Annotated in this window: 19 protein-coding genes and 2 pseudogenes; 13 read left to right on the top strand and 8 right to left on the bottom strand. The window is 67.2% G+C overall.

The genetic code is table 11. The features are described 5' to 3' along the window. Positions 1 to 192: 192 nt before the first annotated feature. The 3 genes from WS62_RS07355 to gcl form a co-directional block, all read right to left on the bottom strand. Positions 193 to 1,098 (bottom strand): 2-hydroxy-3-oxopropionate reductase, encoded by a 906-nt coding sequence (locus WS62_RS07355; RefSeq protein WP_066569535.1) that lies wholly within the window; start codon positions 1,096 to 1,098, stop codon positions 193 to 195. A 70-nt stretch (positions 1,099 to 1,168) separates the two neighbouring features. After that, positions 1,169 to 1,978: a 2-oxo-tetronate isomerase gene (gene otnI / locus WS62_RS07350; RefSeq protein WP_066569533.1), complete on the bottom strand. Its 810-nt coding sequence runs from the start codon at positions 1,976 to 1,978 to the stop codon at positions 1,169 to 1,171. A 92-nt stretch (positions 1,979 to 2,070) separates the two neighbouring features. Beyond that, positions 2,071 to 3,846, bottom strand: coding sequence for a glyoxylate carboligase (gene gcl, locus WS62_RS07345; RefSeq protein ID WP_066569530.1), 1,776 nt, complete (start codon positions 3,844 to 3,846; stop codon positions 2,071 to 2,073). A gap of 164 nt (positions 3,847 to 4,010) precedes the next feature. Between gcl and WS62_RS07340 the strand changes: the two genes are divergently transcribed. Beyond that, positions 4,011 to 4,922, top strand: a complete 912-nt coding sequence (locus tag WS62_RS07340) for a LysR family transcriptional regulator (RefSeq protein WP_066569594.1) — start codon at positions 4,011 to 4,013, stop codon at positions 4,920 to 4,922. A 92-nt stretch (positions 4,923 to 5,014) separates the two neighbouring features. Here the strand turns inward: WS62_RS07340 and WS62_RS07335 are convergent, their stop codons facing one another. Both WS62_RS07335 and WS62_RS07330 read right to left on the bottom strand, forming a co-directional pair. Continuing rightward, positions 5,015 to 5,440 carry a cupredoxin domain-containing protein gene (locus tag WS62_RS07335; protein WP_066569528.1) on the bottom strand — a complete coding sequence of 142 codons (426 nt, stop codon included), beginning with the start codon at positions 5,438 to 5,440 and terminating at the stop codon, positions 5,015 to 5,017. Between the two features lie 10 nt (positions 5,441 to 5,450). Continuing rightward, the gene (locus WS62_RS07330) at positions 5,451 to 6,371 is read right to left on the bottom strand and encodes a metallophosphoesterase family protein (protein ID WP_066569526.1); all 921 of its coding nucleotides are present in this window, start codon (positions 6,369 to 6,371) and stop codon (positions 5,451 to 5,453) included. Between the two features lie 208 nt (positions 6,372 to 6,579). On the opposite strand from WS62_RS07330, the gene WS62_RS07325 reads away from it, so the two are divergent. The 10 genes from WS62_RS07325 (at position 6,580) to WS62_RS07285 (ending at position 13,164) form a co-directional block, all read left to right on the top strand. Further along, a complete protein-coding gene (locus WS62_RS07325) occupies positions 6,580 to 7,284 on the top strand; it encodes an RNA polymerase sigma factor (protein ID WP_066569591.1) in 705 nt (234 codons plus the stop codon). After that, positions 7,274 to 8,149: an anti-sigma factor family protein gene (locus tag WS62_RS07320; protein ID WP_066569523.1), complete on the top strand. Its 876-nt coding sequence runs from the start codon at positions 7,274 to 7,276 to the stop codon at positions 8,147 to 8,149. Before WS62_RS07325 ends, WS62_RS07320 begins: the two co-directional genes overlap by 11 nt. A 234-nt stretch (positions 8,150 to 8,383) precedes the next feature. After that, entirely contained in the window at positions 8,384 to 8,758 is a 375-nt protein-coding gene (gene rpsF / locus WS62_RS07315; protein ID WP_004193673.1) for a 30S ribosomal protein S6, read from the top strand. A gap of 36 nt (positions 8,759 to 8,794) precedes the next feature. Then, positions 8,795 to 9,094, top strand: coding sequence for a primosomal replication protein N (gene priB, locus WS62_RS07310; RefSeq protein ID WP_010103106.1), 300 nt, complete (start codon positions 8,795 to 8,797; stop codon positions 9,092 to 9,094). Between the two features lie 2 nt (positions 9,095 to 9,096). Continuing rightward, positions 9,097 to 9,372, top strand: coding sequence for a 30S ribosomal protein S18 (rpsR, locus tag WS62_RS07305; RefSeq protein ID WP_066493724.1), 276 nt, complete (start codon positions 9,097 to 9,099; stop codon positions 9,370 to 9,372). A 27-nt stretch (positions 9,373 to 9,399) separates the two neighbouring features. After that, positions 9,400 to 9,852 carry a 50S ribosomal protein L9 gene (gene rplI / locus WS62_RS07300; RefSeq protein WP_059469139.1) on the top strand — a complete coding sequence of 151 codons (453 nt, stop codon included), beginning with the start codon at positions 9,400 to 9,402 and terminating at the stop codon, positions 9,850 to 9,852. Positions 9,853 to 9,857: 5 nt separating this feature from the next. Further along, complete coding sequence (locus WS62_RS37950) at positions 9,858 to 9,986, top strand: DNA helicase (RefSeq protein ID WP_082715882.1); 129 nt, start codon at positions 9,858 to 9,860, stop codon at positions 9,984 to 9,986. A 9-nt stretch (positions 9,987 to 9,995) separates the two neighbouring features. After that, positions 9,996 to 11,378, top strand: a complete 1,383-nt coding sequence (locus tag WS62_RS07295) for a replicative DNA helicase (RefSeq protein WP_059469140.1) — start codon at positions 9,996 to 9,998, stop codon at positions 11,376 to 11,378. Positions 11,379 to 11,516: 138 nt separating this feature from the next. Next, positions 11,517 to 12,143, top strand: a complete 627-nt coding sequence (locus tag WS62_RS07290; protein WP_010103114.1) for a DUF47 domain-containing protein — start codon at positions 11,517 to 11,519, stop codon at positions 12,141 to 12,143. A gap of 10 nt (positions 12,144 to 12,153) precedes the next feature. After that, entirely contained in the window at positions 12,154 to 13,164 is a 1,011-nt protein-coding gene (locus WS62_RS07285) for an inorganic phosphate transporter (RefSeq protein WP_066493726.1), read from the top strand. 138 nt (positions 13,165 to 13,302) lie between these two features. Here the strand turns inward: WS62_RS07285 and WS62_RS07280 are convergent. Then, a pseudogene (locus WS62_RS07280) lies at positions 13,303 to 13,864 on the bottom strand (NAD(P)/FAD-dependent oxidoreductase); the annotation flags it as partial. Here WS62_RS07280 and WS62_RS32860 point away from each other — a divergent pair. Continuing rightward, positions 13,848 to 14,063: pseudogene (locus tag WS62_RS32860) on the top strand (IclR family transcriptional regulator domain-containing protein); the annotation flags it as partial. The pseudogenes WS62_RS07280 and WS62_RS32860 sit on opposite strands and share 17 nt — an antisense overlap. A 413-nt stretch (positions 14,064 to 14,476) precedes the next feature. On the opposite strand, the gene WS62_RS07275 reads toward WS62_RS32860, so the two are convergent. After that, positions 14,477 to 15,715 (bottom strand): C40 family peptidase, encoded by a 1,239-nt coding sequence (locus tag WS62_RS07275; protein WP_066569514.1) that lies wholly within the window; start codon positions 15,713 to 15,715, stop codon positions 14,477 to 14,479. A 241-nt stretch (positions 15,716 to 15,956) separates the two neighbouring features. Then, positions 15,957 to 17,753 carry a PhoH family protein gene (locus WS62_RS07270; RefSeq protein ID WP_066569507.1) on the bottom strand — a complete coding sequence of 599 codons (1,797 nt, stop codon included), beginning with the start codon at positions 17,751 to 17,753 and terminating at the stop codon, positions 15,957 to 15,959. Between WS62_RS07270 and WS62_RS32855 the strand changes: the two genes are divergently transcribed. Continuing rightward, complete coding sequence (locus WS62_RS32855) at positions 17,637 to 17,891, top strand: hypothetical protein (RefSeq protein ID WP_156440899.1); 255 nt, start codon at positions 17,637 to 17,639, stop codon at positions 17,889 to 17,891. The genes WS62_RS07270 and WS62_RS32855 overlap by 117 nt on opposite strands. Positions 17,892 to 18,022: the final 131 nt, after the last annotated feature.

The following is an 18,022-nucleotide window of genomic DNA, read 5'->3' as shown; positions in this document are numbered from 1 at the left end:
CACGCATCGCATTCGATTGCATCGAGCGTCACGCGGACGACTCGTTGTCGTGATAGGCGTCGATGTCGCGGCGAAGGCCGGCGACATCGCGATCCTGTTCCCGCTCGCGCGAACGACGCGCGTGCGAGCTTGCATTCGCGCTTCGTCGCGCCCCGCGTCGCGCGATTCGACGGATCGCGCCGGTGCGATCGCTCAGGCGACCTTCGCGTCGCTCGGCGGCTCGCCGATCTCGAAGTTCGACATGATCTCGAGCGCGCGCACAATCGCCGAGTGATCCCACGCGCCGCCGCCGTTTGCCGCGCACACGCCGAGGAGCTGCTGCGCGCTCGCCGTATGCGGCAGCGCGATGTTCATCCTGCGCGCGCCGTCGAGGGCGAGATTCAGGTCCTTGCGATGCAGGTCGATTCGGAAGCCCGGATCGAACGTGCGTTTCGTCATCCGTTCGCCGTGCAGCTCGAGAATTCGCGACGACGCGAAGCCGCCCATCAGCGCGCGGCGCACGCGCTCCGGATCGGCGCCCGAGCGCGCGGCGAACAGCAGCGCCTCGGCGACCGCTTCGATGTTCAGCGCGACGATGATCTGATTCGCGACCTTGCAGGTCTGGCCCGCGCCGTTGTCGCCGATCAGCGAGACGTTCTTGCCCATCAGATCGAAGAGCGGCTTCGCGCGCTCGAACGCGCGTTGCGGGCCGCCGACCATGATCGTGAGCGTCGCGTCGCGCGCGCCGACTTCGCCGCCCGACACGGGCGCATCGAGATAGTCGCAGCCGAGTGCGTTGATCTCTTTCGCGAAGTCGCGCGTGTCGAGCGGCGAGATCGAGCTCATGTCGATCACGAGCTTGCCGGCGGCGAGGCCCTTCGCGATGCCGTCGTCGGCGAACAGCACGTTTCGCACGTCGGGCGTGTCGGGCACCATCGCGATCACGATTTCCGACGCCTGCGCGACGGCCGTCGAATCCGCGACGACTTGCGCTCGATCGCGCAGGTCGGCCGGCACCGGATACGCGCCGTTCACGACGAGGCGGTGACCGCCCTTGAGCAGGTTGCGCGCCATGTGCGCGCCCATGATGCCGAGGCCGATGAAGCCGATCGTTGCCATTGCAGTGTCTCCTGTGAATCCTGTGAACCGTGCGTTCGGAATGAGCGGATGCGCTCGCGTGCGAGCCGGATCAAGCGGCGCTGCGTGCGTGCTTCGCGTCGACGTGCGCGATCCGCTGCCGCCAGCCGAGACCTTCGGCCGTCGTCGTGCGCGGCTTGTATTCGCAGCCGACGTAGCCGTCGTAGCCGAGCGCGTCGAGCAGATCGAACAGATACGCGTAGTTGATCTCGCCCGTGCCGGGCTCGTGGCGGCCCGGGTTGTCCGCGAGTTGGAGGTGCGCGATCGATCCGATGTGCTGCCTGATCGTCGCCGCGAGCTCGCCCTCCATTCGCTGCATGTGATAGATGTCGTACTGCAGGAACAGATTGTCGGAGCCGACCGCGCGGATCACGTCGAGCGCGTCGGCCGAGCGGTTCAGCGCGAAGCCCGGGATGTCGTACGAATTGCACGGCTCGACGAGCAGGCGAATGCCCGCCTGCTTCAATTCGGCGGCGGCGAAGCGCAGGTTCTCGACGATCGTGACGAGCGTCGTGTCGCGCTTCTGGCTCGGCGACGGAATGCCGACGAGGCAATTCACCTGCGGCGCCTTCAGCGCGTGTGCATACTCGATCGCGCGGCCGACGCCGTCCCGGAATTCGCCGACGCGATCGGGCAGGCACGCGATCCCGCGTTCGCCCTGGTCCCAGTTGCCCGCGGGCAGGTTGTGCAGCACGAGGCGCAGGCGGTTCGCCTCGAGCCGCTCGGCGAGTTCTTCCTTCTGATACGGATACGGGAACAGGAACTCGACGGCATCGAAGCCCGCGTCGGCCGCCGCCTTGAAGCGGTCGAGAAACGGCACCTCGTTGAACAGCATCGTCAGATTGGCTGCGAATTTCGGCATGTCTGTAGTCTCGCTGGTCGGTCAGTTGAGCAAATCGATCGAATTGATCAGCCAAGCTGATCAATCGGGCAACGCAATGAAGGCGGCACGCATCAGTCGAGCAGCGAGATCGCGCTCGGCGCGTGCTCGGCCTTGTCCGCGAGATCCTCGAACTCGTTGATCGCGTCGATCTCGGCGCCCATCGAGATGTTCGTCACGCGCTCGAGGATCACTTCGACGACGACGGGCACGCTGAACTCGGCCGTCATCTGCCGCGCGCGTTCGAGCGCGGGCGCGATCTCCTCCGGCTTGATCACGCGCAGCGCCTTGCAGCCGAGCCCCTCGGCCACGGCGACGTGGTCGACGCCGTAGCCGTTCAATTCGGGCGCGTTGACGTTGTCGAACGCGAGCTGCACGCAGTAGTCCATGTCGAACGCGCGCTGCGCCTGGCGGATCAGGCCGAGATACGAGTTGTTGACCACGACGTGCACGTACGGCAGCTTGAACTGCGCGCCGACCGCGAGCTCTTCGATCATGAACTGGAAATCGTAGTCGCCCGACAGCGCGACGATCGGGCGCTGCGGATCGGCCGCGCGCACGCCGAGCGCGGCGGGAATCGTCCAGCCGAGCGGGCCCGCCTGGCCGCAGTTGATCCAGTTGCGCGCCTTGAATACGTGCAGGAACTGCGCGGCCGCGATCTGCGACAGCCCGATCGTGCTCACGTAGCAGGTGTCGCGGCCGAACGCCTTGTTCATCTCTTCGTACACGCGCTGCGGCTTGATCGGCACGTCGTCGAAATGCGTCTTGCGCTGCAGCGTGCGCTTGCGCTGCTGGCAGTCGGCGACCCACGCGCCGCGATCCTTCAGCATGCCTGCCGCCTTCCATTCGCGCGCGAGCTCGACGAACAGTTGGAGCGCCGCCTTCGCATCCGACGCGATCCCGAGATCGGGGCCGAACACGCGGCCGATCTGCGTCGGTTCGATGTCGACGTGGACGAACTTGCGGCCCTTCGTATAGACGTCGACGCTGCCGGTGTGGCGGTTCGCCCAGCGGTTGCCGATGCCGAGCACGAAGTCGGACGCGAGCAGCGTCGCGTTGCCGTAGCGGTGCGCCGTTTGCAGGCCGACCATGCCCGCCATCAGCGGATGGTCGTCGGGAATCGCGCCCCACGACATCAGCGTCGGAATCACCGGCACACCGAGCGTCTCCGCGAATTCGACGAGCAGCTGCTCGGCGGCCGCATTGATCACGCCGCCGCCGGATACGATGAGCGGGCGCTCGGCGTCGTTCAGCATCGCGAGCGCGGCCTCGATCTGCGCGCGCGTCGCGCGCGGCTTGTAGACGGGCAGCGGCTCGTAGGTCGCGATGTCGAATTCGATCTCGGCCAATTGCACGTCGATCGGCAGATCGATCAGCACGGGGCCGGGGCGGCCCGAGCGCATCAGGTGGAACGCCTGCTGGAACACGCGCGGCACGAGCGCCGGCTCGCGCACCGTGACCGCCCATTTCGTGACGGGCTTCGCGATCGACTCGATGTCGACCGCCTGGAAATCTTCCTTGTAGAGCCGCGCGCGCGGCGCCTGGCCGGTGATCGCGAGGATCGGGATCGAGTCGGCGGATGCCGAGTAGAGGCCCGTCATCATGTCGGTGCCGGCCGGGCCCGACGTGCCGATGCACACGCCGATGTTGCCGGGCGCGGCGCGCGTGTAGCCTTCCGCCATGTGCGACGCGCCTTCGACGTGCCGCGCGAGCACGTGCCCGATCGCGCCCGAGCGGCGCAGCGCCGAGTACAGCGGATTGATCGCGGCGCCCGGCACGCCGAACGCGGTCTGCACGCCTTCCTTCTCGAGCACGAGCACGGCGGCGTCGACGGCTCTCATCCTGGCCATGAAATGTCTCCTTGTTCGATGCGAATCGCGGGTATCGCTGGTGTCGAAGACACTTTAGGGACGCAGGAAAGGTTTGATAAGATTCGCTCGAGTCGCTTATTTCGAAACTAAAAGTATCGAATGCCGGGTGCATGCGGCGGCGCCGGGCGGGCAGGAGACAGCGGATGGACCGGTTCAAGCAGATCGAAACCTTCGTGCGGGTCGCCGACGCGGGCAGCCTCGCGGCGGCCGCGCTCGAGGAAGGGGTGTCCCCTGTCGTGCTCGGGCGGCGGATCGACGCGCTCGAGAAGCGCCTCGGCGTGAAGCTGATATACCGGTCGACGCGCCGGCTCGTCGTCAGCGAAGACGGCGCGGCGTTCCTCGAACGCTGCCGCGGGCTCCTCTCCGAGTGGGCGCAGGCGGAGAACGAGATCGCGGCCGGGCGCCGCGCGGTGAGCGGGCACCTGATCGTGTCGGCGCCCGCCGCGTTCGGCCGCAAGCACGTCGCGCCGCTCGCGCCCGCGTTCGTCGCCGACAAGCCCGACTTGCAGATGTCGTTCAACCTGACCGATCGCGTGGTCGATCTCGTGCGCGAGGGCTACGACCTGTCGATCCGGATCGGCGGCGCGGTGGATCCGAACTTCGTCGCGGTGAAGCTCGCGTCGAACCGGCGCGTCGTGTGCGGAACGCCTGACTATTTCCGCCGGCACGGCCGGCCGAAGTCGCTCGACGACCTCGCGGCGCACAACTGCCTCGCGTTCAACTTGCAGGGCGGGCAGAACCGCGGCTGGTATTTCCGGCGCAACGGCAAGCTCGTGACGATGCGCGTGTCGGGCACGCTCGATTGCAACGACGGCGAGCTGCTGCACCGCTGGGTGTCGGAAGGGCTCGGACTCGGCTGGCGCTCGACGTGGGAAATCGCGCAGCAACTTGCGCGCGTCGAGCTCGAGACCGTGCTCGACGAATACGCGCTGCCCGACTACGACATCCTCGCCGTCTATCCGCAGCAGCGCTACGTGCCGGCGCGGGTCCGCTATTTCATCGACTATCTGCGCGACGTGTACGCGCGGCCCGGGTATTGGGAAGGCGCCGAGTGAGCGCGCCGGGCGCCGCGCGCGCGTTCTTTCGCGCGCGGCGCCGGTTCGCCAGCTCTCCAATCGCCCAATCTGTCAGCCGGTCAGCCTCCGCGCTACCCGACGACGAGCACGCCGTTCATCGTCTCGTGCCCGGAGCCGCAGAAGATGTCGCACAGGAACTGAACCGTTCCCGCGTCGCCCGCCTGCGCGGCGACGCGCACGACCGCCCCCGGCGGCACGTCCGCACGCACGCCGTACTGCGGGATCGAAAAGCCCATCACGGTGTCCTGCGCGGTCAGCTCGAACACGACCGATTCGTGCGGCGCAAGCGCGATCCGGTCCGGCGTGAACACGAAACGCCGCGCGTGAACCTTGATCACGCGCGGCTCGGCGGCGCGCACGCGCGACATGTCGACGCCCGCGAGCGCGGCAAGCGCCGCACCGCCCGCGATGAGCAGCCAGCGGCGGCGCGATGCGGATGCCGCCGTCGCCGACGTCCGGCCGCGAAGCGCACGCGGATCGAAAAAAAAATGGCGCATCGCTTGCTCCTCAGGCGGCCGGTTGGGGTTGCTTCGCGCCGACGGGCATCTCGGTCAGCGCGAGCGCGCGCGTCGCGTCGCCGACGCGCACCTCGCGCCAGCCGAGCCCGCGATACGGCGCGGCGGCGTCCCACGGCACCGGCAGGCGCTTGTCCTGCGAGCCGGGCGCCGGCAGCGGGAACATCAGCGAGCGCGCCGCGTGATGCGCGATGTGGCCCGTCATCGCGTGATGCTCCTGGTGGATGTGCCCGTAGAACACGGTGACGTTCGGATAGGGCATCAGCACGTCGACGACCTTCGCGCCGTCGCGCGTCGCCCAGTCCCATTGCGGCGCGAGATCGAAGAGCGGCCGGTGCGTGAACACGACGATGCGCGCGTCTTTCGGCTGCCGCGCGAGATCCTGCGCGAGCCAGTCGATCTGCGCATCGCCGACGCGGCCGGACGGATCCGACACGTTGTCGACGACGACGAAATGCACGCCCTTGTGATCGAACGCGTAGTGCGTGTCGCCGAAGATCTCGCGGTACGCGGCGCCTGCGTCGAGGCTCGCGTCGTGCTCGCCCGGCATCAGGTGAAGCGGTTTCACCTTCAATTGCGCGACGATCGACTGGAATTGCCGCATCCGCTCGCGGCGCTCGGCGGGGTCGTCGGTCGTGTGCGTGAGATCGCCCGTGAACATCACGAAGTCGGGCGCGACGGGCAGCGCGTTGACCGCTTCGATTGCCTTCAGCAGCGTGCCGCGCGCGTCGGGGTTGATCGCGGGGCCGGTGAAGCCCCAGTGCGCGTCGGAGAGCTGGACGAAGAAGAAATCGGCGCCGGCGGTGGTGGCGAGGCTCCAGCCGGGCAGCGCGGACGCGAACGCGACGCCGCCTCCGCATGCGGCGAGGCGCAGGAAATCGCGGCGCTTCAGGGACAGGGTCGGGTTCGGCATGGCGGCTCCTTCGTAAGTGACGGTACGTATCTGTCATACCGTCGCCGTGCGGCGGATATTCCCGGATTATTTTTCGTCTCCGCGCGCGGGCGGCGGGAATAAACTGGATCGATGGGCGGTAAGGATGCTTGACCGCGTGCGTGCCGTTTCCGGCGGCGTCGTGCGCCGGACGCGAGCGGCCGGCGGCCGCGCATCCAGGGGAGGCGACGTGGGTCAATTCGGCCGGATGGTCGGCGAACGTGACGCGGACGACATGGGCGATTCGGGCGACGTGGCGGCGCGCAGCGAGCGCTTCCGGGCGCTCGCGCTGCCGCATCTGGACGCCGCGTACAACCTCGCGCGCTGGCTGTGCGGCAACGCGAGCGACGCGGAGGACGTCGTGCAGGAGGCGTGCATGCGTGCGTTCCGCTTTCTCGATTCGTGCCGCGGCGACAACGCGCGGCCGTGGCTGCTGACGATCGTGCGCCACACCTGGTACGCCGAGTGGCGGCGGCGGGCGAACGCGCGCGAAGTCGCGTCGGCCGACGCGCTCGATGCCGCGGATTCGCCGGATGACTGGCATCCGGCGGCCGAGGATCCGCTCGCGCTCCTGATGCGCAGCGAAGACGTCCACCGCGTGAACGACGCGCTCGCGAAGCTGCCGCCCGAGTATCGCGAGGTGCTCGTGCTGCGCGAAATGGAGGATTTGAGCTACCGCGAGATCGCGGCGGTCGCAGACGTGCCGGTCGGCACCGTGATGTCGCGGCTCGCGCGGGCGCGCCGGCGTCTCGCCGCGTTGCTCGGCGACGCGCACGACGTGCCGGCGCCGTCGCGCGCTGCCCGCGCGCAGGCGCAGGTGAGCGCGCGCGCGCCTGCTGGCGAAGGCGGCGCGCCGCCGTCCGGAACCGCATCGGAGGCTATCGATGGACTGTAACGAAACGCGCGCGCTGCTCGACGCGGACGTCGACCGCGAACTCTCCGCGCCCGACGCGTTGCGGGTCGAGCGGCATGTCGGCGGCTGCGACGCGTGCCGCCTCGAGCGCGACCGGCTCGTCGCACTCGGCCGGGCGGTGAGGCGGGCGGAATACCATCGCGCGTCGGACGCGCTGCGCGCCCGCATCGTCGCGGGATTGCCGGTTCCGGACGTGCCGGTTCCGGACGTTCGGGCCCCTGACGGCGGTCCGCCCGCCGCGCGGACATGGCGCTGGTTCGGCCGGCCGGGCCCCCGCGGCCAGCGTACCGCCGGCCCGGCGGTACGCTGGCCGCGTCCGCGCGCCGCCGCGCTGCCCGGCCTCGGCTGGGGCGTCGCATTGGCGATCGCGCTTGCCGCGGCGGCCGGCCTCACGGTCGGCACGCGCCGCGCGGCGACCGAGCGCATCGTCGACGAAATCGTCGCGAGCCACGTGCGGGCCGGCCTGTCGTCGCGGGACGTCGACGTGATCTCGACCGATCGGCACACGGTCAAGCCATGGTTCAACGGGCGCCTCGACTACGCGCCGCCCGTCGTCGACCTGAGCGCGAGCGGCTTCACGCTCGCGGGCGGCCGGCTCGATTACGTCGGGCAGCGTCGCGTCGCGGTGCTCGTGTACCGCTACCGGCAGCACGTGATCGACGTCTACGTGCGGCCGTCGGGCGAGGGCCGGGCGGCGCCTTACGCGACCGTGTCGCAGGGCTACGCGCTCGACCGCTGGGACGCGGCGGGCATGACTTGGTGGGCGGTGACCGATGCGGAGCCGTCCGCGCTCGCGGCGTTCAGGACGGCGCTGACCGCGCGCGTCGCGGCGCCGCGAACCGAATGACGGCGCCGCGCGCGATGCGACCCCGTCAAGATCCGGCTCGATCGCGCGACGAACGCCGCGCCAGCCCGGCGATGCCGGGCGGCTGCCTGCCCAAGTCGTTGAAAACACGGCTGAATCGCGCGGCGAATCACCGATAAACCTTGCACGCGACCCATATCCGGGTTAGAATTTTCGGCTTCTCACTTGCCACACCGGTTCCGACGCCCGGGTGGCTTCAATCCACAAGGAGTGTGTATGCGTCATTACGAAATCGTCTTCATCGTGCACCCCGATCAAAGCGAGCAAGTGCCCGCGATGATCGAGCGCTACAAGTCCACGATCACGTCGCACGGTGGCCAGATCCACCGCGTCGAAGACTGGGGCCGCCGCCAACTGGCCTACATGATCGAGAAACTCGCGAAGGCTCACTACGTCTGCATGAACATCGAATGCGACCAGACGACGCTCGACGAACTCGAACACGCGTTCAAGTTCAACGACGCCGTGCTGCGTCACCTCATCGTCAAGATGAAGAAGGCCGAAACCGGCCCGTCGCCGATGATGAAGGAAGTTCAGCGCGAAGAAGCCAAGAAGGCGGCTGCCGCTCAGCCGACCGAAGCGCAGGCTTAACGCAACAAGCCACCAGGAAAGGAGCGCGTCGCTTTCGTGAACAGGCTGCAATTGACGGCGAGCGTCGTCGAGCGTGAACCGGTGCGGTACACCCCCGCCGGCGTTCCGATCGCAAGCGCCACGTTGCAGCATCGCACGGAAGTCGTCGAAGCAGGCATCGCCCGGCAGGTCGAATTGACGATCCCGGCCGTGGCGGCAGGCGAGGCGAGCGGCAAGCTGGAAGGCTGCGAGATGGGCGTCGAGACGCTCTTCACCGGCTTCCTGGCGAAAAAGAGCCGTAACGCGAGAACCTTGGTGTTTCACATCACAGCATTGCAGGACATTGGAAAGGACTGAACATGGCCCGCCCCACTGGTAAGAAATTCGACAAGCGTCGTCAGCAACAAAACCCGCTCTTCAAGCGCAAGAAGTTCTGCCGCTTCACGGCAGCCAGTGTCGAGCAGATCGACTACAAGGACACGGAAACGCTGAAGGACTTCATCGGCGAGAACGGCAAGATCACGCCGGCGCGTCTGACAGGCACGAAGGCCCACTATCAGCGCCAGCTGGATACGGCGATCAAGCGCGCGCGTTTCCTCGCGCTGCTGCCGTACACGGATCAGCACAAGGCGTAATCAGGCGACGCAATAAGGAGAATTCGAATGCAAATCATTCTGTTGGAAAAAGTCGCCAATCTGGGCAACCTCGGCGATATCGTCAAGGTCAAGGACGGTTACGCTCGCAACTTCCTGATCCCGAACCGCAAGGCGCGCCGCGCAACGAAGGACGCGATCGCTGAATTCGAAGTCCGCCGCGCGGAACTCGAAAAGGTCGCCGGCGAGAAGCTGGCCGCCGCGCAAGCGGTCGGCGAGAAGCTGAGCGGCCAGTCGTTCGAAATCACGCAGAAGTCGGGCGTCGACGGCCGTCTGTTCGGCTCGGTCACGAACGGCGACGTCGCGGAACTGCTGAAGAAGGCGGGCTACGAAGTCGAGAAGGCGCAAGTGCGCATGCCGGAAGGCCCGCTGAAGATGATCGGCGAGCATGGCGTGCAAGTTGCGCTGCACACCGACGTCGTCGTCGACGTGACGGTCAACGTGATCGGCGATCACGCGTAAGCGACATGCAGTCTCTACGGGCGGCGCACGCCGCCCGACATGAAGGGCAGGGGCCCGGGCAACCGGTTCCTGCCTTTTTTCGTTTCTCGGCGTTCCCGACGCCCGCTGGCGAAGCCGCGCCCATTTCGCGATAATCCGAAGCCATGAACGCGCCGAAAGATCCCCAAATCGAATCGCTGAAAGTCCCGCCTCACTCGATCGAGGCCGAGCAGTCGGTGCTGGGCGGCCTGCTGCTCGACAACGGCGCCTGGGACCGGATCGCCGACTTCCTGTCGCAAGGCGACTTCTACCGGTACGACCACCGCATCATCTTCGAGCACATCGGCCGTCTGATCGCGTCGACGCGCCCGGCCGACGTCGTGACCGTCTACGAGGCGCTGACGACGTCCGGCAAGGCGGAAGACGTCGGCGGGCTCGCGTACCTGAACGCGCTCGCGCAGAACACGCCGAGCGCCGCGAACATCCGCCGTTATGCGGAAATCGTGCGCGATCGCGCGGTGCTGCGCCGGCTCGTGTCGGTCGCCGACGAAATTTCGGCCGACGCGTTCAATCCGCAGGGCAAGGAAGTCCGCCAACTGCTCGACGAGGCCGAGTCGAAGGTGTTCTCGATCGCCGAGGACGGCGCGCGCGGCACGCAGGGCTTCCTCGAGATCGGGCCGCTCCTCACGCAGGTCGTCGAGCGGATCGACACGCTTTATCACACGGCGAATCCGAGCGACGTGACGGGCACGCCGACGGGCTTCGTCGATCTCGACCGGATGACGTCCGGCATGCACGGCGGCGAGCTGATCATTGTCGCCGGCCGGCCGTCGATGGGTAAGACGGCGTTATCGATGAACATCGGCGAATACGTGGCTGTCGAGTACGGGCTGCCCGTCGCGGTGTTCTCGATGGAAATGCCGGGCACGCAGCTCGTGATGCGGATGCTCGGCTCGGTCGGCCGGCTCGACCAGCACCGGATGCGAACCGGGCGCCTCACCGACGAGGATTGGCCGAAGCTCACGCACGCGGTGCAGAAAATGAGCGAGGCGCAACTCTTCATCGACGAGACGGGCGGCCTGAATCCGATGGAACTGCGCTCGCGCGCGCGGCGCCTCGCGCGCCAGTGCGGCAAGCTCGGGCTCATCATCGTCGACTACCTGCAGCTGATGACGGGCTCGTCGCAGGGCGAGAACCGCGCGACCGAAATCTCGGAAATTTCGCGATCGCTGAAGAGCCTCGCGAAGGAGCTCGACGTGCCGGTAATCGCGCTATCGCAGCTGAATCGCGGGCTCGAGCAGCGGCCGAACAAGCGGCCGGTGATGTCGGACTTGCGGGAATCGGGCGCAATCGAACAGGACGCGGACGTGATCCTGTTCATTTACCGCGACGAAGTGTACAACCCGGACAGCCCCGACAAGGGCACGGCCGAGGTCATCATCGGCAAGCAGCGTAACGGTCCGATCGGTCCCGTTCGACTCACGTTCCTGGGTCAATACACGAAGTTCGACAATTTTGCAGGGGCGCAGAACTTCTACGGCGAGTAGCGCCGGATGTAAACCCCAATTTCGCAAAACGTTGTATCTCGTCGCCGTCGTCGCAATCGGGCGCTTGGCGGGCAACGGTAAAACAGTACAATGTCGCCGGTTTTTGTGACAGCCGTTTGACCATCTTTCAGGAATCCCATGTTCGGTCGATTCATGCCCACCGAGGGCAAGTTCTTCGAAATCTTCAACGCGCACGCGAATTACATCGTCTCCGGCGGACGCGAGCTCGAACTTCTGATCGACAATCTCGCGGACGCCGAGATTCACAAGCAGAACGTGCAATCGGCCGAGAAGGCCGCCGACAAGTTGACGCACGAAGCGATCGACTTGCTGCACAAGACGTTCATCACGCCGCTCGACCGCGACGAAATCCATAAGCTGATCACGACGATGGACGACATCCTCGACCTGATGGAGGACGTCGCGACCGCCGTGTCGCTGTACGACGTGCAATCGGTGACGTCCGAGGCGAGCCAGCTCGCGCACATCGTCACGCAGTCGGCGCAGCACGTGCAGGCGGCCGTCGCGCTGCTGTCGGACATGAAGCAGTCGAGCCAGATCCTGAAGGCGTGCGAGGAGATCGACCGCTGGGAATCGGAGGCGGACCGCGTGCTGCGCGCGGCGATGTCGAAGCTCTTTCGCGAGGAAGACGACGTCAAGACGCTCATCAAACTGAAGGCGATCTACGAACTGCTCGAGCAGATCACCGACAAGTGCGAGGATGTCGCGAACATCATCGAAGGCATCGTGCTGGAAAACGCCTGAGCGGATCACGATGCATTCGATACAACTCGCCTTGTGGGTCGTCGCGGCGCTCGTGCTCGTCGCACTCGTGTTCGATTTCATGAATGGCTTCCACGACGCCGCGAACTCGATCGCGACCGTCGTGTCGACCGGGGTGCTGAAGCCCCAGCAGGCCGTCGTGTTCGCGGCGGCATTCAACGTCATCGCGTATTTCATCTTCCACCTGAAGGTCGCGCAGACCGTCGGCAAGGGCACGATCGACGCGAGCATCGTCGATCACTACGTCGTGTTCGGCGCGCTGTTCGGCGCGATCGGCTGGAACATCATCACGTGGTACTACGGGATTCCGTCGAGTTCGTCGCATGCGCTGATCGGCGGGCTCGTCGGCGCGGCGGTGTCGAAGTCGGGCTGGGGATCGCTCAACATCGACGGGCTGATGAAGACCGTCGCGTTCATCTTCATCTCGCCGCTCCTTGGCTTCGTCCTCGGGTCGCTGTTCATGCTCGGCGTGTCGTGGCTGTACTTCAGGACCGCGCCAAGCAAGGTCGACCGGCGCTTCAGGCGGCTGCAGCTATTGTCCGCGAGCCTTTATAGCCTCGGCCATGGCGGCAACGACGCGCAGAAGACGATCGGCATCATCTGGATGCTGCTGATCGCGTCGGGCTACGCGTCCGCGACGTCCGACGCGCCGCCGGTGTGGGTGATCGGCGCGTGCTACCTGTCGATGGGGCTCGGCACGCTGTTCGGCGGCTGGCGGATCGTCCGCACGATGGGCCAGAAGATCACCAAGTTGAAGCCGGTCGGCGGCTTCTGCGCGGAGACGGGCGGCGCGCTCACGCTGTTCGTCGCGTCTTGGATGGGCATTCCGGTATCGACCACGCACACGATCACGGGCGCGATCGTCGGCGTCGGCGCGACGCGCAAGCTGTCGGCCGTGCGCTGGGGCGTCGCGGGCAACATCGTGTGGGCTTGGGTGCTGACGATTCCCGCGTCGGCGCTGATCGCGGCGGCCGGCTGGTGGATCGGCCACCGCGTGTTCTGATGTTCTGATGGCCTGATCCGGCCGAGCGCGCGGCTCGACGCCGTGCGTCGCCGAAAACGACGATGCGCCGCATGCCGAAAGGCTGCGGCGCATTGTCTTTGATGGGCGCGCGTTACGCGGGCGGGGCGATCGTCGCGGTTACGACAGCGCGTCGAGCAGCCCGTACCACGCGACGCCCGCGCTGATGTACAGACGCTGCAGCGCATGCAGCGGAATCGGCCTGACCGGTGCCGCGGCGAGCGGCAGCGCGCGCGGCGCCGCTCATCGCGGCGGCGAGATGCCGGCCGAGCGTCGTCGCGAGCGCGATGCCGCGGCCGTTGTAGCCGAGCGCGATCGTGAGCCCCGGCGCCGGACGGTGGACGTGCGGAAGGAAGTCGCGCGTGATCGCGATCCGACCGGCCCAGCGGTATTCGTGGCGGACGTTCTCCAGCTGCGGAAACATCAGCTTCACCGAGCGCTCGAGATGCGCCCAGTCCGCCGCGCCGCGCGGCTCGCGAAACGGCCCGCGGCTGCCCATCAGCAGGCGTCCCGATGCATCCTTCCGAAAGTAGAGCAACAGCCGCCGCGAGTCGGACGCGACTTCGTCGCCTGGCAGGATCGTGCGCGCGAGCGCGTCGGGCAGCGGCTCGGTCGCGACGATGAAGCTGTTCGCCGCGATCACCGATTGCGCGAGGCCGGGCCACAGGCCGTCCGTATACGCGTCGAATCGCGAGGAACTGTTCATCGGCGACATGACGATTGCGGCGCCCGTGCTCGACGGCGAGCGGCGGCCGGTCGCGTCGGTGCACGTCGTCGCGCCGTCGAGCCGCTGGACGCTCGCCGAAGCCGAGCAGCGGCTCGCGCCTGCGGTGATCGACTGCGCGCGGGGAATTTCGAATTCGATTCGGACGCTGGCGTAGGCGTAGGCCGGGCGAAGCGGGCGGGGCACGCGCCTGGGTCTCGCGCGGCGTTTTGCGTCGCTGCTTTGGCGTTCAGGTGTTCGGGCGTTCAAGGGGATGGGAATGGAAGGGCGAAGGAACTAGGAACTGAGGAACTGAGGAACTGAGGAACTGAGGAACTGAGGAACCGAGGAACCGAGGAACCGAGGAACCGAGGAACCGAGGAACCGAGGAACCGAGGAACGGCCGCAGCGGTTATTGACCGATCGGAAGGAGCCGATATGAAGTGCGGGATGCCGCGCGTCGCTTGGCGGCCGCCGCGCGTCCGCGCGCCGTTCGACATCGAGAGGAAGACGGGGCGCCCGTCTGCGGCCGGGGAGACGGCAGCCGAACACCGCCGGACCGCTCGCCGCTGCGAGATCCGGTCCGGCCGTTCAGTAGCTGCCGTTCGCGAAGCGAGCGATCGGGTCGTCGCTCGTGCCGGTAGGGGCGGTGCTTGCTGAGCCGGGCGCGGTCGACGCGCGCAGGATCTGCACGCTGCCTGGTGCGGCGAGCTGCGCCTGGCGGGCTGCAGCGCGCGCGGTGGGAGGCGGCGGCTCGAACGCGTCCGCGGCGGCGTCGATCGGGTCGGCCGGCGACGTGCCTGCGACGGCGGCTGTCGTGCCTCCGCCCGTCGGTGGCGCGTACGGCGATGCGGCCGCTGGCGAGGCGCCCGAGTTGGTCGATGCAATCGCGGGCGATGCCGCGCCCGCGGCCTGCGCTTGCCGCTGCGCGGCGGACATCGCGGACGGCGGCGGCTCGTACGGGTCGGCGGACGTCGTCGCAACGGGCGCTGCACGCATGGGCAATGCGCTCGACGTAACGGCGGGCGCGAGCGTAGCCGCAGCCGCGTCCGGCGCCGACGAATTCGCCGCATAAGCCGGCGCCGCGCCAGGCGTGGCGTTACGCACCGAAGGTTGCCCGTTCGCATTCGCCGCATAAGTGGACGACGTGCTCGGCGCGGTCGCGCGAGCAACCGGTTGCGGGGCGGCATTCGCCGCGTAGGCCGATTGAGCCGCCGCCGCCGCTGCACGCGGTGCGGCGTCCGGCTGCCGGCTCGCATGATAGGTCGGCGTATCAAACGGCGTCGGCTTTGCCTTCGGCGCGGCGACGCGCCGGATGCCATCGAAGCGCTTCGCCCAATACGGATTCGTCAGGTAGTCGAGCCGCACGGTGCCGCCCGTCGACGGCGCGTTCACGAAGCGCAGCTTGCCGACGTAGATGCCGACGTGCGAATGCGGCCGGCCCGATGTGTTGAAGAAGATCAGGTCGCCGGGAGCGATGCCGTCGGGATCGATCGATTCGCCGATCGAGCTCATGTCGGCCGTCGTGCGGGGCAGATTGACGCTCGCCGCACGGTCGACGACGTAGCGCACGAGGCCGCTGCAGTCGAAGCCGCTGTCGGGCGTGTTGCCGCCCCAGCGGTACGGGACGCCGACTAGGCTCATCGCCTGGATCGAGATTTCCTCGCGACCGACGCTGTGGTCGACGAAGTTCGGGAAGCCGCGCGGCGGCGCGTATGCGCGCGGCGTGGTGATCGCCATGCCGGACGACGAGCGCGCCGACTTCTGCGGCGCGGTCGAACAGGCCGCGAGCAGCGAGATCACGAGAACGGACAGCGAAAGACGCAGCATGAGAGGCGGGCGAACGCACTGCGCTCGCCAATCGTATGACGACGGTTAATCGCGATAGTAGTGCGTCCGACGGGGCTTTCGCAAGAATTCTTGAGAAATTACTTGAAGTTGTGCGCGTAAATGTTGTGCAAGACGAACGTCTGCTCGCAGATGATTCGACCCCCGAAATGAAAAAAGCGGCGCCTGACGAATCAGGCGCCGCGTCGCGCTGGGGCCGCTCGGAGCGGCTGTCAGCGTGTCGTCACAGGATGTCGGACGCGTAGTCGGCAAGCCGCGAGCGCTCGCCGCGCGCGAGCGTCACGTGGCCGCTGTGGCCCCATCCCTTGAAGCGGTCGACGACGTACGTGAGGCCCGAGCTGCCTTCCGTCAGGTACGGCGTGTCGATCTGCGCGATGTTGCCGAGGCAGATGATCTTCGTGCCCGGACCCGCGCGCGTGACGAGCGTCTTCATCTGCTTCGGCGTCAGGTTCTGCGCCTCGTCGATGATCACGTACTTGTCGACGAACGTGCGCCCGCGCATGAAGTTCATGCTCTTCACCTTGAGGCGCGAGCGGATCAGCTCCTGCGTCGCCGCGCGACCCCATTCGCCTGCCGCGTCGTCGGTCTTTTGCAGCACTTCGAGGTTGTCGTCGAATGCGCCCATCCACGGCTGCATCTTCTCTTCCTCGGTGCCCGGCAGAAAGCCGATGTCCTCGCCGACAGGCACGGTCGCGCGCGTGACGATGATCTCGTTGTAGCGCTTGTCGTCGAGCACCTGAGCGAGGCCCGCCGCGAGCGCGACGAGCGTCTTGCCGGTGCCGGCCTGGCCGAGTAGCGTGACGAAGTCGATCTCGGGGTTCATCAGCAGGTTCAGCGCGAAGTTCTGCTCGCGGTTGCGCGCGGTGATCCCCCACACGTTGTTCTTGTGGTGGCTGTAGTCGCGCAGCGTCTGCAGGAGCGCCGTCTTGCCGTTCAGCTCGCGCACGAGCCCATGGAACGCGGGCTCGCCGTTCTGCGGCTCGAGGTAGACGAACTCGTTGACGAGCATCGACACGACGAGCGGCCCCGTCACGCGGTAATACGTGGTGCCCGTCTTCGTGTCCTGCCAGCTCTCCATCCCCTTCGCGTGCTTCGTCCAGAAGTCCTGCGGCAGTTCGCGCACGCCGGTGTAGAGGAGATCCTTGTCTTCGAGGACCTGGTCGTTGAAGTAGTCTTCGGCGGGCAGGCCGAGCGCGTGCGCCTTGATCCGCATGTTGATGTCTTTCGACACCAGCACGACCTGGCGATCCGGCCGCTCGCGCTGCAGCGCGCGCACGACGCCGAGGATCTGGTTGTCGGCCTTGCCTTGCGGCAGGCCTTCGACGGGCTCGATGCTCGTGAGCGTCGTCTGGAAGTACAGGCGGCCGAGCGCCTCGCGGCTGCCGAGGCGCGCGAGCGGAATGCCGGCCGAGATCGGGCCGCCGTCGGCGACGAGCGCGTCGAGCGTGCGGCTCACCTGACGCGCGTTGCGTGCGACTTCCGACATCCCCTTCTTGTGATTGTCGAGCTCCTCGAGCGTCATCATCGGCAGATAGACGTCGTGTTCCTCGAAGCGGAACAGGCTGCTCGGATCGTGCATCAGCACGTTCGTGTCGAGCACGAAGAGCTTTTGCATCTCGATTTCGGCGTCCTTGCGCCCGCGCGTCTTCGCGGCCGTGCGCGGTGCGGCGGCGGCAGTCGCTGCGGGCTTCGTCGCATCGGTCTTAGACGAGCGCGCGACCGGGGCGTTGGGCGCGGCGGGCACCGGCTGCAGCAGCGCGGCGGTCTGCTTCGTCCTGCGTGCGCGCGGCTCGGCGGTGCTCGCGGCTTCCGCCTGTGCGACCGCGCGCAGCGGTGCGGCGGTGTTGGCGGCAACCACCATCGGATCGGCTACGTTCGCCGCATGATAGTCGGCCGCGACGGCGTGAGCGGGGCTCCCGGAGGCGGGTTGCTTCGCGGCTTTCGCAGGCCGCGCTTTCGCCTTGTATTCGTCGGGCGGCAGCAGGCTGCCGAGCTTGCTGGGGGGAGTAGGCAAAGGCATGGTGTCCCTCGGGAGGAATCGTGTCGCAGGCATGCGCCGCCGTTCGCATCCTGCGACGCTTGGCGCGTGCAGTTTGCGCGCAGTGGCGCACATGGGGTTCGAATCGCCGGTTCGCCTAGATTTCGATCGTCTCCTTGACGCGTTGGACGGCCGGCGTGGATCGGCCGATCCGAAAACCATAAAAAAAGCCGCTCCCCCGAACAGGGACAAGCGGCTCGGCTCTAACCGTCGTGCTGCGCGTCAGATGCATGGACGCATCGTTTCGACCA

This window comes from Burkholderia sp. ABCPW 14, from assembly GCF_001523835.1.
GTDB classification, from domain to species: domain Bacteria; phylum Pseudomonadota; class Gammaproteobacteria; order Burkholderiales; family Burkholderiaceae; genus Burkholderia; species Burkholderia mayonis.
The sequence above is the reverse complement of the archived record's forward strand: the minus strand, read 5'-3'. Positions and strand labels throughout refer to the sequence as shown.

Coding starts and splice junctions, on each gene's coding strand:
- otnI (WP_066569533.1), bottom strand. CDS start 1,978: ATGCCGAAATTCGCAGCCAATCTGACGATGCTGTTCAACGAGGTGCCG.
- rpsF (WP_004193673.1), top strand. CDS start 8,384: ATGCGTCATTACGAAATCGTCTTCATCGTGCACCCCGATCAAAGCGAG.
- WS62_RS07340 (WP_066569594.1), top strand. CDS start 4,011: ATGGACCGGTTCAAGCAGATCGAAACCTTCGTGCGGGTCGCCGACGCG.
- gcl (WP_066569530.1), bottom strand. CDS start 3,846: ATGGCCAGGATGAGAGCCGTCGACGCCGCCGTGCTCGTGCTCGAGAAG.
- WS62_RS07355 (WP_066569535.1), bottom strand. CDS start 1,098: ATGGCAACGATCGGCTTCATCGGCCTCGGCATCATGGGCGCGCACATG.
- WS62_RS07295 (WP_059469140.1), top strand. CDS start 9,996: ATGAACGCGCCGAAAGATCCCCAAATCGAATCGCTGAAAGTCCCGCCT.
- WS62_RS07290 (WP_010103114.1), top strand. CDS start 11,517: ATGTTCGGTCGATTCATGCCCACCGAGGGCAAGTTCTTCGAAATCTTC.
- rpsR (WP_066493724.1), top strand. CDS start 9,097: ATGGCCCGCCCCACTGGTAAGAAATTCGACAAGCGTCGTCAGCAACAA.
- WS62_RS07330 (WP_066569526.1), bottom strand. CDS start 6,371: ATGCCGAACCCGACCCTGTCCCTGAAGCGCCGCGATTTCCTGCGCCTC.
- WS62_RS07275 (WP_066569514.1), bottom strand. CDS start 15,715: ATGCTGCGTCTTTCGCTGTCCGTTCTCGTGATCTCGCTGCTCGCGGCC.
- WS62_RS07320 (WP_066569523.1), top strand. CDS start 7,274: ATGGACTGTAACGAAACGCGCGCGCTGCTCGACGCGGACGTCGACCGC.
- WS62_RS07285 (WP_066493726.1), top strand. CDS start 12,154: ATGCATTCGATACAACTCGCCTTGTGGGTCGTCGCGGCGCTCGTGCTC.
- WS62_RS07270 (WP_066569507.1), bottom strand. CDS start 17,753: ATGCCTTTGCCTACTCCCCCCAGCAAGCTCGGCAGCCTGCTGCCGCCC.
- rplI (WP_059469139.1), top strand. CDS start 9,400: ATGCAAATCATTCTGTTGGAAAAAGTCGCCAATCTGGGCAACCTCGGC.
- WS62_RS37950 (WP_082715882.1), top strand. CDS start 9,858: ATGCAGTCTCTACGGGCGGCGCACGCCGCCCGACATGAAGGGCAGGGG.
- WS62_RS07335 (WP_066569528.1), bottom strand. CDS start 5,440: ATGCGCCATTTTTTTTTCGATCCGCGTGCGCTTCGCGGCCGGACGTCG.